This window comes from Serratia sp. J2 (assembly GCF_046269175.1).
In the GTDB taxonomy this organism is placed as follows: Bacteria; Pseudomonadota; Gammaproteobacteria; order Enterobacterales; family Enterobacteriaceae; genus Chania; species Chania fonticola_C.
In genome coordinates this window covers 100,564-113,903 of the sequence record NZ_JBKABN010000019.1, presented here as the reverse complement: position 1 = coordinate 113,903, position 13,340 = coordinate 100,564, and the positions used below count along the sequence as shown (strand labels likewise).

Annotated in this window: 12 protein-coding genes; 4 read left to right on the top strand and 8 right to left on the bottom strand. The window is 54.5% G+C overall.

The genetic code is table 11. From position 1 onward, the window contains the following. Window positions 1–11: 11 nt before the first annotated feature. The 8 genes from agaR to ACKWMY_RS19195 all read right to left on the bottom strand — a co-directional run bounded on the left by agaR (window position 12) and on the right by ACKWMY_RS19195 (window position 7,905). A complete protein-coding gene (agaR, locus tag ACKWMY_RS19230) occupies window positions 12–782 on the bottom strand; it encodes a transcriptional repressor AgaR (protein ID WP_024530976.1) in 771 nt (256 codons plus the stop codon). A gap of 332 nt (window positions 783–1,114) precedes the next feature. Continuing rightward, window positions 1,115–2,023, bottom strand: a complete 909-nt coding sequence (locus tag ACKWMY_RS19225) for an ROK family protein (RefSeq protein WP_024530975.1) — start codon at window positions 2,021–2,023, stop codon at window positions 1,115–1,117. Window positions 2,024–2,042: 19 nt separating this feature from the next. Then, a complete protein-coding gene (locus ACKWMY_RS19220) occupies window positions 2,043–3,314 on the bottom strand; it encodes a Gfo/Idh/MocA family protein (RefSeq protein ID WP_074031040.1) in 1,272 nt (423 codons plus the stop codon). A gap of 17 nt (window positions 3,315–3,331) precedes the next feature. Continuing rightward, a complete protein-coding gene (locus ACKWMY_RS19215; protein ID WP_024530973.1) occupies window positions 3,332–4,468 on the bottom strand; it encodes an ABC transporter ATP-binding protein in 1,137 nt (378 codons plus the stop codon). Window positions 4,469–4,492: 24 nt separating this feature from the next. Continuing rightward, on the bottom strand, window positions 4,493–5,311 hold the full coding sequence (locus tag ACKWMY_RS19210; RefSeq protein ID WP_021177895.1) for a carbohydrate ABC transporter permease: 819 nt from the start codon (window positions 5,309–5,311) through the stop codon (window positions 4,493–4,495). Between the two features lie 10 nt (window positions 5,312–5,321). After that, window positions 5,322–6,263, bottom strand: coding sequence for a carbohydrate ABC transporter permease (locus tag ACKWMY_RS19205; RefSeq protein WP_074031041.1), 942 nt, complete (start codon window positions 6,261–6,263; stop codon window positions 5,322–5,324). A gap of 78 nt (window positions 6,264–6,341) precedes the next feature. Continuing rightward, the gene (locus tag ACKWMY_RS19200) at window positions 6,342–7,595 is read right to left on the bottom strand and encodes an ABC transporter substrate-binding protein (RefSeq protein ID WP_409486848.1); all 1,254 of its coding nucleotides are present in this window, start codon (window positions 7,593–7,595) and stop codon (window positions 6,342–6,344) included. Between the two features lie 52 nt (window positions 7,596–7,647). After that, window positions 7,648–7,905, bottom strand: a complete 258-nt coding sequence (locus tag ACKWMY_RS19195; RefSeq protein WP_409486847.1) for a hypothetical protein — start codon at window positions 7,903–7,905, stop codon at window positions 7,648–7,650. Window positions 7,906–8,057: 152 nt separating this feature from the next. On the opposite strand from ACKWMY_RS19195, the gene ACKWMY_RS19190 reads away from it, so the two are divergent. The 4 genes from ACKWMY_RS19190 (at window position 8,058) to ACKWMY_RS19175 (ending at window position 13,260) form a co-directional block, all read left to right on the top strand. Then, window positions 8,058–9,719, top strand: a complete 1,662-nt coding sequence (locus ACKWMY_RS19190; protein WP_409486846.1) for a DUF4091 domain-containing protein — start codon at window positions 8,058–8,060, stop codon at window positions 9,717–9,719. Window positions 9,720–9,845: 126 nt separating this feature from the next. Continuing rightward, on the top strand, window positions 9,846–11,546 hold the full coding sequence (locus ACKWMY_RS19185) for a lysophospholipid acyltransferase family protein (RefSeq protein ID WP_024530969.1): 1,701 nt from the start codon (window positions 9,846–9,848) through the stop codon (window positions 11,544–11,546). Window positions 11,547–11,694: 148 nt separating this feature from the next. Beyond that, on the top strand, window positions 11,695–12,477 hold the full coding sequence (locus tag ACKWMY_RS19180) for an N-formylglutamate amidohydrolase (RefSeq protein ID WP_024530968.1): 783 nt from the start codon (window positions 11,695–11,697) through the stop codon (window positions 12,475–12,477). A 72-nt stretch (window positions 12,478–12,549) separates the two neighbouring features. Continuing rightward, window positions 12,550–13,260, top strand: coding sequence for a flagellar regulator YcgR PilZN domain-containing protein (locus tag ACKWMY_RS19175; protein ID WP_309046555.1), 711 nt, complete (start codon window positions 12,550–12,552; stop codon window positions 13,258–13,260). Window positions 13,261–13,340: the final 80 nt, after the last annotated feature.

Below are 13,340 nucleotides of genomic sequence, written 5' to 3'. Positions count from 1 at the left end.
TGAGGGGCGATTCATTGATCGGCGATAATCACCTGGACCCCCAGATTTTGCAGCGCATGCAGGTAATTGGCTGGAATGCGGCTGTCGGTAACCAATCGGTGGATCTGGCCGATCTCGCGGATCATGCAGAAGCTGCTGCGGCCAAACTTGCTGGCGTCAACCACCGCAATCACTTCGCGAGCCACTTCACACATGGCGCGGTTGAGCTGTGCCTCACCGGGATCTGGCGTGGTGATGCCGCCCACCAAATCAAAGCCGTCAACGCCGAGGAAGAACTTATCAAAGCGATATTGGCGAATATGTTGCTCGGCAGCGGGGCCATACAGCGACCAAGACTTGCGCCGTACGCTGCCGCCGACCACCATCAAATCCACCTGTTCGTTACTGGCCAATTCGAAGGCGATATTCAAGGCGTTGGTCATCACCACCAGGTCTTTCTTGCCTGCCAACTGGGTAGCCATTTGGCTAGTGGTGGAACCCGAGTCGAGAATGATCGCATCACCGTCGTTCACTAACGCGGCGGCGGCACAGGCAATGGCGAATTTCACATCGCGGTTGATGCGCCCCTTGTCCTGTAGCGGGCGATCGAAGGCGAACTGTTTATTGAGCATCGCACCGCCGTAGGCCCGTACCGCACAGCCACTTTTTTCCAGATGGCGCAGATCGCTGCGAATGGTGACGGTAGAGACGGCAAACTGGCTGCTCAACTGTTCCACGCGCACCGTGCCCTCACGGCATAGCTGGTCGATAATTAATTCCCGCCGTTTTACGGTATTGATCATGAATAGCTGACTCCTGATTTACCCGTAGCAAACCCCGGCCGTGGCATAGGGGCCACAGCAACCGTTACAGGCGTATTTTCAGTCTTTCGTTGCAAATTACAGCAAACGAAACCGCGCAACGCAATGGAAAATTTAAATATAATCTTATATTTCAATTGGTTATTGTCATGATATCTTTCGGTTGGTCATCAACTGAAAGCAGCATGAAAATAAACTGAAAACCGGTAATGCCTTATTTATTCGGCTAATATCTCCGTGGAGGCGCCAATTAATTCCGTCGTGGATGAAAGCTACCCACGGTGAATAATGCGGGTGAGCTTTCCTTAAATTTTTTATTGCCAGCTTTGGCGCAACAGTGCTGCACCGCGTACGCCGCTGCTGTCGCCATACACTGGGGGATAAACCATCGCGGGTTCCGTCCCTGGCAGTAGCCAACGACACATGGCGGCGGGCAACTGTGTATAGAGTTCACTCACGTTAGAAAGCCCGCCCCCTAGCACGAAAGCGTCCACATCCAGTAGCAGTTGCAGGCTGGCCAACGCGCTGGCCAGGATATCGATGTAAATCCCCATCAGGTGTTGCGCTAACGCATCGCCCTGACGGTAACTGGCGATCAGTGCCGGGACGTTGGCTGCGCTATGGCCAAAGTGTTGGCTCAGGGCCAGCAGACCGCTACCGGAGACATAACGCTCAAAGCAACCGGTCAGGCCGCAGTTGCAGACGAACAGCGGCAAATCGTAACGCTGTGCCAACTGAGCTGAGATAGGCGTATGCCCCCATTCGCCAGCCAGTCCATTACGACCCTTGTGCAGCCGTTTGTTCATCACCAGCCCACCGCCAGCACCGGTACCGATGATGGCACCAAACACCACCTCCAACCGTTCGGTCTGGGGCGTGCTGGCCTCCGAAAGCGCAAAACAGCGGCAATCGTTTTCAATCTCTACCGGTCGCGATAGCTCTTGGGTCAGATCGTCCGCCAGACAGTGGCCGGTCAGGCAAGGCACGTTTACCGCCAACTGTCTGCGGCTGCGTGGGTCGGTGATCCCCGGCAGGCCAATGCCGATGGTGCCTTGAGTATGCAAGCTGCGATCGGCCTGGCTGACCAGTTGTGCGATGCAGGCGAGAAACTCGCGGTAGTTGCCGGTGGGCGTACTGACGCGCTGGCACAGCACCTGATTCAACTGGGCGTCATAGGCGGCCATTTCGATTTTGGTGCCGCCAATATCAAAACCGTAACGCATAGCATGAGTAGCCACGGTTTTACTCCTCGCCCAAGGTGATAACAGCGTTTTCCCGGCGAGCGCGTTCGGCGGCGAAGACCATCAGGTGGCTCTGCAAAGTTTCCTGCGGGCCAGACAACACTTGCGAAGGATCGTTGGCGCGCACGGCGGCGATAAAATGCTGCATCAGATAATAGTCACCGCCGCCGTGACCAGACATGGTGTGCAAGTCTTCGGCCTCGTCCACGTCATACAGCGTTTCGCTGTCGTCAAGGAAGGAGGTGATGCGGATATAGCGGCCATCGCCCTCCAGACAACCCTGGCTGCCAAAAATGCGCGTTTTGCGATCTTCCATTTTGGTAAAGGCAGTCATGGTAAAGGCGGCGGTGCGGCCACCGCTAAACTGCATATTCACCACCTGATGGTCCACTACGTTGTTATCACAGCGGTAGACACAGCGGCCATACGGACCGTTTCGCAGCGCGGCGACCAGATGCTCCTGATCGACTTCTGGCGTCAACACCCGCAGGAAGCCCGGCGTTGCCTTGTGATTCTCACCGAGGTAGATACGTTTGGCGGAATAGGGGCATTCGGCCTCAACGCCGCAGTCCAGGCAGTTATCCGCTGCGCCTTGAGGCTGGTTTTCCTGGCGGAAGTGGCGTAACCCACCAAATGAGCTGACCTGCTCGCAAGGGGTATCCATCACGTAACGGATCCAGTCGATATCGTGACAGGATTTTTGCAACAGCATAAAGGCGGCTTGCTGGTCGTTACGCCAGTTGCCGCGTACGAAAGAGTGAGCCTGATGCCAATAGCCCACCGGCTCCAGATGCTGGAGGCTAACGATGTCGCCAATGACCTTATCGCGCAGCAGTTGCTTGAGTTTCTGGGTATAGCGGGTATAGCGCAACACATGTCCAACGGAGAAGATGATCCCCTGGCGCTCCACTTCTTCAACGATGGTGCGGCACTCACTCGCGTCCGGCGACAGCGGTTTTTCCAACAGCATGTGGTAACCCTGTTTGGCGAAGGCCAGGGCCGGTGCCAGATGCAGAGTGTCCTGAGTACAAATCATCACCGCATCGGCCAGTTTGCCCGCCGCTACGGCCTGCTGCCAGTCGGTAAACACGTTTTCGGGCGAGATGTCGTGCTGGGCCACAAACTGCTGGCGATAGGTATCGCGCGGCTCTGCGACCGCCACCACTTGCATCAATTCTGGGTGAGCCAATGCATAGCGAGAGTAAATCTCCCCACGAGCACCGGCACCAATTACCAACACGCGTACCGGACGGCCAGTAAAGTCATTAGACATTGCAAAGTACTCCCAAATTATCCCAGTGACTGGGTAGAGTTATTATTCAGGTTGTCACCGCTGGCCTGATCGAACAGGTGGGCGCGGGCCAAATCAAACGTCAAATGGATCTGTTCGCCGATGCTCGGTTCCCAGTCCGGCTGAGACGCAATCCGCAGCACGAAGCGTAATCCGGCCAGTTCACAGTGCAGCAACTCTTCGTTACCCATGCGTTCGATGGTGGCGATACGGGCCGGGAAACAGTTTTGGGTACCGGCAGCGCACAGGCGCAGGGCTTCAGGGCGAATACCCAGGCAAACGCGCTGGTGTGGATAGCCTTCCAACTGCTTTTCCAGCGCAGGCGGCAGGGTTAGTAGATAGTGATCATCGATACGCAACTGTGTTCCCTGAGCATTACGCAGCAAGTCCAGATCGTGCAGATTCATCGACGGGCTGCCGATAAACTCGGCGACAAAGCGGTTGGCGGGGTGGTGATACAGGTTGATCGGCTTGTCTACCTGCATGATGGTGCCCCGGTTCATCACGCAGATGCGGTCGCCCATGGTCATCGCCTCGACCTGATCGTGCGTCACGTACACCATGGTGGCGGCGGCGCCTTCTTGTTTCAGTCGGTTATGCAGTTCGATGAGCTGCACACGCATGGAAACGCGCAGTTTGGCATCCAGGTTGGAGAGCGGCTCGTCGAACAAGAACACCTTGGGTTTACGTACGATGGCACGCCCAACCGCCACGCGCTGGCACTGGCCACCGGAGAGCTGGCCGGGTTTGCGGTGTAGCAGGTTGGTGATTTCCAGCTTCTCGGCGGCATCCTGCACCCGCCGGTCGATCTCAGCCTTGCTCTCTTTACCAATCAGACCAAAGGCCATGTTCTTGTAGACGGTCATATGCGGATAGAGCGCATAGTTCTGAAACACCATCGCGATGCCGCGATCTTTGGGCATGGTGTCGTTAACGCAGCGGTCGTGGATCATGATTTGGCCTTCACTGACGCTTTCCAGCCCGGCGATCATGCGCAGCAGGGTGGATTTGGCACAGCCGGAAGGCCCGACAAACACCATAAACTCACCGTCCTTGATATCCAGATCCACGCCATGCAACGCCCGGAAACCGTTGGGATAGACCTTTTTCACACTGTTTAATTGAATACCGGCCATGTCTGTTTACCTTATTGTTCGCGGTTAGCCTTTAACGCCAGCGCTGGCGATGCCCTGGATGAAATAACGTTGGAAAAGAATGAACAGCATCAGCATCGGGATCACCGCCATCAAGGCACCGGCCATCAGCAACGGATATTCCACTCCGGCACGGCTGGACAGCGAAGCCAGTCCTACCGGCAGCGTCAATTTCTCGGTGGTGGTGTTGACGATCAGCGGCCACATCAGGTTATTCCAGCTCCACAAACCGTTAATGATGATGCAGGCGATGATGCCGGGACGGATCAGCGGCAGCATGATGCGCCAGAAGATGGCGAAGTAGCTGTAGCCGTCGATCAGCGCCGCTTCTTCCATCTCCTTCGGTACCGCCAGGAAGAACTGCCGCAGCAGGAAAGTGGCATAAATGCTAAAGATCCCCGGCAGCACCAGGCCGGTAATGCTGTTGACCAGCCCCATTTTCTGCACCACCAGGAACTGCGGGATCAGAAATGCCTGGCCGGGCACCATCAGGATCGAGATGCACACCAGGAATACCGCGTCACGGCCACGAAAGTGCAGGCGGGAGAAGCCATACGCGGCCATGGTGGCGATCACCATTTGCAGAGTCACGGTGGAGAAGGTGGCCAGCAGCGAGTTGATATAAAAATCCGCAAAAGGGATCTCACGCATGATCTTGCCGTAGGCCTGCAAGCTGGGGTTTTCCGGCAGCAGGGTCAGCGGGATCTGAATGCTTTCGGCCTGGGTTTTCAGCGAGGTCACCAGCATCCAGATAAAGGGCACCACCGAGGCCAGCGCCGCTAGCGTCATAAACAGATAGACCAGGGCTTGTTTGCTTATCGTCATCAATGGCTCCTCAACTCACTCTCAGGCGTTTGCCGATCGCCATCTGCACCAGTGTGATCACCAGCGTCACGGCGAACAGCACCACGGTAATGGCAGAGGCGTAGCCTTTCTCTTGCAGATAGAAGGCGTATTTGTAGAAAAGGTTGGTGATGGTCATCACGTCACCCTCCACCAGGGCGCGGTCGAACATCAGGAACACCACGTCAAAGATTTGCAGGATCTCGATAAAGCTCATCACCGACACAAAGAACAGCGTCGGCACCATCATCGGCAGCGTGATAAAGAAGAAGCGGCGCAAGGTGCTGATACCGTCGATATCGGCGGCTTCATACAGCTGGCGGGGGATGCTTTGCAAACCGGCCAGCAGGATGATGATTTTCAGCGCCAGCGACGACCAGATAATGATGATGGACACGCTGATGCGTACCACGTCCGGATCGGACAGCCAGGCGACCGGCGCAATGTGCAGCAGGTTTAGCCCTTGGTTAATCAGGCCAAAATCCTTGTTGAACAGCCACTGCCACACCATTGCCACGGCGGCGGGCATGGTCACCGCCGGTAGGAACAGTAGGGTGCGTAACAGCGCTTTTCCACGAATATTCTGGTTAAGCCCAATCGCCAGCAGCAACGACAGCAGCAAGATCACCGGCACACACACCACCACATAGAACAGGGTGTTGAAGGCGGCGGTATAGAAGTCATCGTCCTCAAACAGGTTGATGTAATTGTCAACGCTGATGGTCGTCCAGCTCATAAACTGGTTGAGGTCGGTAAAGCTGTAAAAAATGTTCTGTAAAAACGGGATGAAGTAAAACACCGTCAGGCCAATCACCAGCGGCAGGATCATCACCCAGCCCCAGAAGCGCTCGGCTCGCTCCAGGCGGCTTAATGCGGCACGAGGTTTGCTCTTTGCCTGTTTTATGTTGGCCGTAGCCGTTTCTGCCAGCGACATGTCGCCATTCCTCACCTTTGACTGCTCAGTGTTTCCGCTACGGCCAGCCTTCGGGCAGGTAGGCCGTAGCGGGGGGAATTACTGCTCCATGATGCGTTCGATCTTCTTGACCGATTTATCCATTTCCGTACGGGCATCCGCGCCCATAAAGATTTTCTTCAGGCTACCGATCCACATGTTTTGCCACTTCGGCGTGTTGGTGCCTGCGGTTGGATAGGCCTCGGTCACTTCCAGCGTTTGGATGTACGGAGTGACGTCAACCTTTTTGACTTCCTCCGCCCAGGCTTTAGCCGCGACCTTGTTGGCCGGGATCACCACCTTCGCCAGGGTGGCCTGTGAGGCTTCGCTGCTCATAAACTCGATGTACTTCCAGGCTTCCTGCTTGTGGTCGCTCTTGGCGGACATGGCATAGGCCAGGCTGTGGGCCACGCCAGACTGGCGCTCGATTTTCGGCATCATCACCACGCCGATGTGCTCATTGATCAGCGGATTGTTGGCGAACGGAGCGGCCAACCAGGAACCGGCATATACCATGGCGGCGCGGTTGGACTGGAAGATGTTCTCGGTCTTCACTTCGCTCATCTGCTGGGCGGTCGGCATCAGGCCGTCTTTCATCATCCCTTGTAACTGCTGGTAGACCCAGATGGCGTTGTCGTTGGCGATATCAGTGGGTTGGCCATTTTTTGGCACGATATGATTGCCTTTCTGGAACAGCAGGTTCATATAGCTGTCCTGGCCGTCGATGCTGAGATCCATCACCAGCGGGAAGGCGCTGCCTTTCAGGCCGGTTTGCAATTCGGCAGCCTTTTTCTTCATGTCATCCCAGGTCCAGTCGCTGGTGGGATAGCTGACGCCAGCCTGATCGAACAGTTTTTTGTTGTACCACACGGCGATGGAGTCGACGTCGCGCGGGATGGCCATCTGCTGGCCGTCGTATTGATAAGCCTTAACGGAGCTGGCAACGATATTATCCAGATTGACCGTGCCGTCTTTTAAATAATTACCCAGCGGTTGCATAATGCCATTTTTGGCATATTGCACAAAATAGGGCATATTAATCCAGAATATATCCGGTGCGACACCACCGGCGGCGGCGGAGTCTAATTTAACAAAGTATTGTGCAGCGGGGGTTAATTCTATTTCCACTTTAATATTCGGGTTGGCCTGCTCAAATCGCTTGGCAATTTCCTGTTCGGCAGGTAATTGGTTTCGATCCCAAACCGCATAACGTAACGTTATCTGGTCGGCAGCATATAACATGGTCGGCAACAATAAAGCGGCTGCAACAGCGGAATGCAACAGAAAACGTCCGGCGCTTTTTCTAGGTGACATTGCTTTACCCTCGGTGTCGGCGAATACATTTTTTGGTGAACGTGATTTCTTTCTATCCCTTAACTTTCAATGTGTCAATGCGGCCATTTTGCCCAAAAATGGGGCGTGTATCTTTCACTGTTGTTAACAACGAAAGGTCAAAGCCAACAACCGAAAGCCTTTTTTGTTGATAAATTGTTAATGTCGAAGGGCGAAAATCCGTTGTCGGGCGGCAGTTATGGCTTGCTGGGGTCATAGGATTAACTGATAACCCTTGCACCATAATGGGGATTAAAAACGTTTTTATTGTGCAGGCCGCGGCATCTTTCATTTTTGTGATGCAAATAAACAAAAAAATTATTTTTTTGCCGGGTGAGAGGGCGTTTGCTGGCTTTTTTTGTTGGCCTATATTGCCTGTGGCGAAAAAACGCGCTAGCCTGAAATTAATTCAATCCCACCGTAAAATAAAACAGGGCAGCTATTATGCGTCTCACGCTACTATTTACCCATTGCCTGGAGAAGATATTCCATCGCCAAGCCGCACCGCAGGTAGAACAGCAAAACCAATTCAGTTGTCTGAATAATGAAAGCCTCTCATGGCAAGGCGTGTATTGTCTGTACCGTGAGGATAATGAAACCCGTCGGGAATTACGTTATCAACTTGAGGGGGAATTGGCCGATGATATCAGCGTGCGCCATGTGCAGTCGGTGCCCAGCCATTTTCCCTGCTATGCCGAGGCTGATGAGAACTATCTGACGACCGAGCCTGGCCTATTTCCCGACCCGCTAATGCCCATTCAGGATCGGCGTTTTTTTGCCGCCTGCCGTTATTACGCCAGCCTGTGGCTGACTTTTACGCCGCCAGCGCAGGGTATTGCCGGTGGTGACTATCCGCTAACGCTGCGGCTGTTCGATCAAGAGACGGGGGAAGAGTTGGCCGCAGCCAGCATGACGCTGCATGTGGTACCTGCCGCGTTGCCAAAACAGAGGCTGCTCCATACCGAATGGTTACATACCGACTGTCTGGCGGACTATTATCAGATTGCGGTGTTCAGCCCGCAGTACTGGCAGGCGGTGCGCAACCTGGTGCGTAACGCGGTGGCAAACGGCGTGAATATGCTGCTAACGCCAATCTTTACGCCGCCGCTGGATACTGCTATCGGCGGCGAACGCACCACCGTGCAGTTGGTTGGGGTAAAACGCACCGCTGCAGGTTACCAATTTGATTTTGAACGGTTGGCGCAGTGGGTAGCATTGGCGCAGGAGGAGGGGATCGAACACTTCGAAATTGCCCACCTGTTTACCCAATGGGGCGCGGCGCATGCGCCCAAAATTATGGTTGAGGTTGCGGGGGAAACCCAACTGCTGTTTGGTTGGCATACCGATGCCCACGGCAGCGAATATCAGCAGTTTCTGCAGGCATTGATGCCAGCATTAACCGGCTGGTTCCGGGTGCGGGATCTGCAACGGCAGGTGTGGTTCCACATTTCGGATGAACCTAAACTGGAAAATATCGCCGCCTACCAACGTGCCAGCGATTCACTGCGGCCCTTGCTGGACGGGTTCCGCACTTTCGATGCGCTCTCCGATTTTGACTTCTATCAGCGTGGGCTGGTAGAAACTCCGGTAGTCGCCACCGATCATATCGAGCCGTTCCTCGAGCATCAAACCCCGCAGCTCTGGGCTTATTACTGCTGCGTGCAAAGAACCGAGGTGGCCAATCGCTTCTTTGCTCAGCCTTCGGCACGCAACCGCATTCTGGGTATCCAGCTTTACCTCTATAACATCAGCGGCTTCCTCCACTGGGGCTACAACTTCTATAACAGCAGTCATTCCCGGGAGAAACTGAATCCCTATGCGGTCACCGACAGCGGCAACGCCTTCCCCTCTGGCGATCCTTTTGTGGTTTATCCGGGGCCGAATTTCATGCCGATAGAATCGCTGCGTTTGCGGGTGTTCCATCAGGGGTTACAGGATCTGCGGGCATTGCAGCTGCTGGAGAGCCTGACCGATCGTGCCACGGTGGAGCAGTTGATCGATCAGGAACTGGGGATGCGCATCACTTTCAAACGTTACCCTCACCAGGCTTCTGCCATACTGCGGCTGCGGGAACAGGTCAACGCCTGTATTGAAGCAGCTCTGTAAACTAGAGGGTAGAGGGGCGAGCATGTTCGCCCCTGGCACCTGATTTCATCTTTTCGTCATCAAACGGTCATGTTCAGGTCATCACGCTGGCTTAAGTTTGCAGCGACTAGGCCAGGAGATGACCCGATGTTTACTTTGGATAGCCTGCTGCAAGATGTCTTCCCACAGCGTTCTCCCTCAGCCTGGCAGCGTAGCCTGCTAAGAACCTTACTGCGTGAAAAAGAATTCAAACAGTTTGCCGCCGACTATCCGCACCTGAAAGGGTTGGATCTGATCGAGCAGGTGGTGGATTACTTTAATTTGAGCTGTGAACTGGTGGATGGGGATCTGGAAAACATCCCCAGCCAAGGCCCGGTGGTGTTGGTTGCCAACCATCCCATTGGTTCGCTGGACGGTTTGGTACTGCTGCGGACGGTGGCGGCGGTTCGGCCAGACGTCAAGGTAGTGGCTAACCAGTTGCTGAGCTGTATCGAACCCTTACGCAATCTGTTTGTGCCGGTTGATAACCTGGGTAACCGTACCAACCGCCAGCAGATTGCAGCCATGCAAGCTCAGCTGGATAATCAGGGTGTACTGATCCTGTTCCCGGCGGGGGAAGTATCCCGCATGAGTCCCAAAGGGATACGTGATGGTCACTGGCATACCGGATTTCTGCGGCTGGCCGCCAAGGCGCGGGCGCCGATCGTTCCCATCCATATCAGCGCCCGAAACAGCGGCCTGTTCTATTTGACCTCGCTGATTTATCGCCCGTTATCCACCTTGCTGCTGGTGCGTGAGATGTTCAAACAGCGGGGCGGACGGATCAAAATCCGCATCGGCGGGCGCATTCCATTTGCCCATTGGCACGATGGCCATACTCAAGCACGCGATCTTGCCGAACGTTTCCGCCGCCATGTTTATCGGCTTGGTCAGGGGAAGCCGGGGCTGTTTACCAGCGAATCGGCCATCGCTTTGGCGGAAGATCGCCTCGAGTTGAAAAAAGCGTTGGCTGCCTGCGAGCGTCTGGGTGTTACGCCGGATGGAAAAACCATTTTCCTTTATCGCCGCCAGGGGGAGGCCAGAGCACCGATCCTGCGGGAGCTTGGTCGCCTGCGGGAGATCGCTTTCCGTGCCGTGGGGGAAGGTTCAGGGCGGCGGCGTGATTTAGACAGCTATGACGACGATTATTATCATCTGGTGCTGTGGGATGAGGAGGAACTGGAGATTGTCGGTGCCTATCGCTTTATTCCTACGGCACCGCAGTTGGCCAGCAAGGGACTGGAAGGCATCTACAGCAACAGCCTGTTCCATTACGATCGCGATATGACACCGATCCTTGAACAAGGGATTGAGTTGGGCCGCAGCTTTATTCAACCGGCCTATTGGGGGAAGCGCGGTCTGGATTACCTGTGGCTCGGCATCGGTGCCTATCTGGCCAAATATCCGCAGTATCGTTACCTGTTTGGCCCGGTGTCGATTTCAGGTGGTATGCCGGTTGCCGCTCGCGATTTGCTGATTGCTTTCTATCGCCTCTATTTTTCTCCAGACCATGCTATGGCTCAGTCACGACAGCCTTATCCGGCCTCTTTGCCGCAGGTATTGGCCCAGTTCGCCGGTGATGATTATCAGCAAGATTTGCTGCGCCTGAAAAGCCTGTTGAGTAACCTCGGCTGTTCGATCCCGACCTTGTACAAGCAATACACCGAGCTGTGCGAGCCCGGCGGTGTGCAGTTTATCGACTTCGGTACCGATCCGGCGTTTAACCACTGTATCGATGGTTTAGTGTTGGTCGATCTGACGCGGCTGAAGCCTACCCGCTATCAACGCTATATTGCCGCTCATCTTTAGATCGGCGGCTCATTCATAAAATCAATGGGCCATGACACAACGGCTCCGTTTTGACGGATCGTGCGGCCGCGCCAAATCCTCCCATGGGAAATTGGTAGCCGGTGAAAGGATCGCCTAGAATTAGCGGTTTCTTTCGCCGGAGTGTCCTATGTATCACCCCTATACACCAACCTTGTTGTCTGCGGATGAGCCTGCGGCCGTCAGCGTTGAGCTACCACAGGCGACTTCTCCTTTCTTGCTGCTGTGCGATCATGCGGGGCAGGCCATCCCAAAACGTCTTGGCGATCTTGGCCTGGCCAGCGGCGATATCGATCGGCATATCGGTTGGGATATCGGTGCGCTGGCGGTTTCCCGCCTGCTGGCCCAACAGTTGGATGCGACATTAATCCATCAGCACTACTCGCGTTTGGTGATCGACTGTAACCGTACGCCGGGTATAGCCAGTTCGATCCCACCGTTATCGGAAGTTACGCCAATACCTGGCAACCAAGGGATCAGCGCGGCCGAAGCGGGCGCCCGTGAACAGGAAATTTTTCAGCCTTATCACCAGGCCATCAATCATACGCTGGCAGCTCGCCGTGCCAGTAATCAACCCTGCGCGGTGATCGCCATGCACAGCTTTACACCGGTGTTTAAAGGCGATTCACGGCCGTGGCAGGTTGGGTTGCTGTTTAACCGCCATCCACAATTTGCCCTGTTGTTGGCGGAGTTGCTGCGTGCAGAAGGGGACTTACAGGTCGGTATCAATGAGCCATATGCGATGACCGATGCAACCGACTACACGCTGCCGGTACATGCGGAACGCCATGAATTACCTTATGTTGGCATCGAAATTCGCCAGGATTTAATCGGGGATCGTGCAGGGCAGGCAGCATGGGCAGCCCGTTTTTCCCGACTACTGCCATTATTATGGCAACGCTGGGAAATTTGACTTTAGTATTGATGACGGTGATGATTGTGTAAGGAAAGCGTTAGCGTCGATGGACAATGCTGGGAGTGACGGGTGGAACATATTGATAACGGACTGTTTATCAAGCAGGAGCGTTTTGAGGTGCTGGCAATTTTGCGCGACATCTATAAGCAAAGAACGCCACTGCGTGTCGCTAATGAACAGCATGAATTCAACGGCCAATTATTAAGCGTTGGCGCTGATAACATTGTTTTTAATTGCGATGCCCCAGAGCAGATCCCCGAAGGGATATTCAATATTGTGATTGAAAGCCACGATGCAAAAATTGAATTCTCTGTCGAACAGGTGCAACTGACCGAGCATAACGATACGCCGGTTTATGAGGCCCGTCTGCCGAAGCAGCTGGTTTATATCCAACGCCGCCGCCAGTTACGCATTACCACGCCTTATTGGCGTGAATTTTTCTGTAACGGGGAACACAGCGATGGCACCCCGTATCAACTGCGTATTCACGATCTTTCGCCGGGCGGTGTTGGCCTGCGTATCGACGGCCCGGTGCCTGGCTATATGCAGCCGGGGCTGGTGTTCAATAAGGCGCAGCTGGATTTAGGGGATTACGGCAAGTTTAAGGTCAATATGGAACTGATTGCCGTGAATGAAGATCATGTTATTGATGAAGACGAAAAGCATCATTTCTCGCGTCTGTCCTGTCGTTTTCTCAAGATGGGGATGCTGACCGAGCGCAAAATTCAAAGCGCGGTATTTGCTTTTGAATTGGATTTCAACAAGAAGAAAAAACGTTGACTCCCTCATCCCAATCCTCTCCCACAGGGAAAGGGAGCTGATAGCCCCTGCTAATTTGGAAGTAAAGAGGTAATTTCAGC

Coding starts and splice junctions, on each gene's coding strand:
- ACKWMY_RS19215 (WP_024530973.1), bottom strand. CDS start 4,468: ATGGCCGGTATTCAATTAAACAGTGTGAAAAAGGTCTATCCCAACGGT.
- ACKWMY_RS19225 (WP_024530975.1), bottom strand. CDS start 2,023: ATGCGTTACGGTTTTGATATTGGCGGCACCAAAATCGAAATGGCCGCC.
- ACKWMY_RS19180 (WP_024530968.1), top strand. CDS start 11,695: ATGTATCACCCCTATACACCAACCTTGTTGTCTGCGGATGAGCCTGCG.
- ACKWMY_RS19185 (WP_024530969.1), top strand. CDS start 9,846: ATGTTTACTTTGGATAGCCTGCTGCAAGATGTCTTCCCACAGCGTTCT.
- ACKWMY_RS19195 (WP_409486847.1), bottom strand. CDS start 7,905: ATGAAAGATGCCGCGGCCTGCACAATAAAAACGTTTTTAATCCCCATT.
- ACKWMY_RS19220 (WP_074031040.1), bottom strand. CDS start 3,314: ATGTCTAATGACTTTACTGGCCGTCCGGTACGCGTGTTGGTAATTGGT.
- ACKWMY_RS19200 (WP_409486848.1), bottom strand. CDS start 7,595: ATGTCACCTAGAAAAAGCGCCGGACGTTTTCTGTTGCATTCCGCTGTT.
- ACKWMY_RS19190 (WP_409486846.1), top strand. CDS start 8,058: ATGCGTCTCACGCTACTATTTACCCATTGCCTGGAGAAGATATTCCAT.
- ACKWMY_RS19210 (WP_021177895.1), bottom strand. CDS start 5,311: ATGACGATAAGCAAACAAGCCCTGGTCTATCTGTTTATGACGCTAGCG.
- agaR (WP_024530976.1), bottom strand. CDS start 782: ATGATCAATACCGTAAAACGGCGGGAATTAATTATCGACCAGCTATGC.
- ACKWMY_RS19205 (WP_074031041.1), bottom strand. CDS start 6,263: ATGTCGCTGGCAGAAACGGCTACGGCCAACATAAAACAGGCAAAGAGC.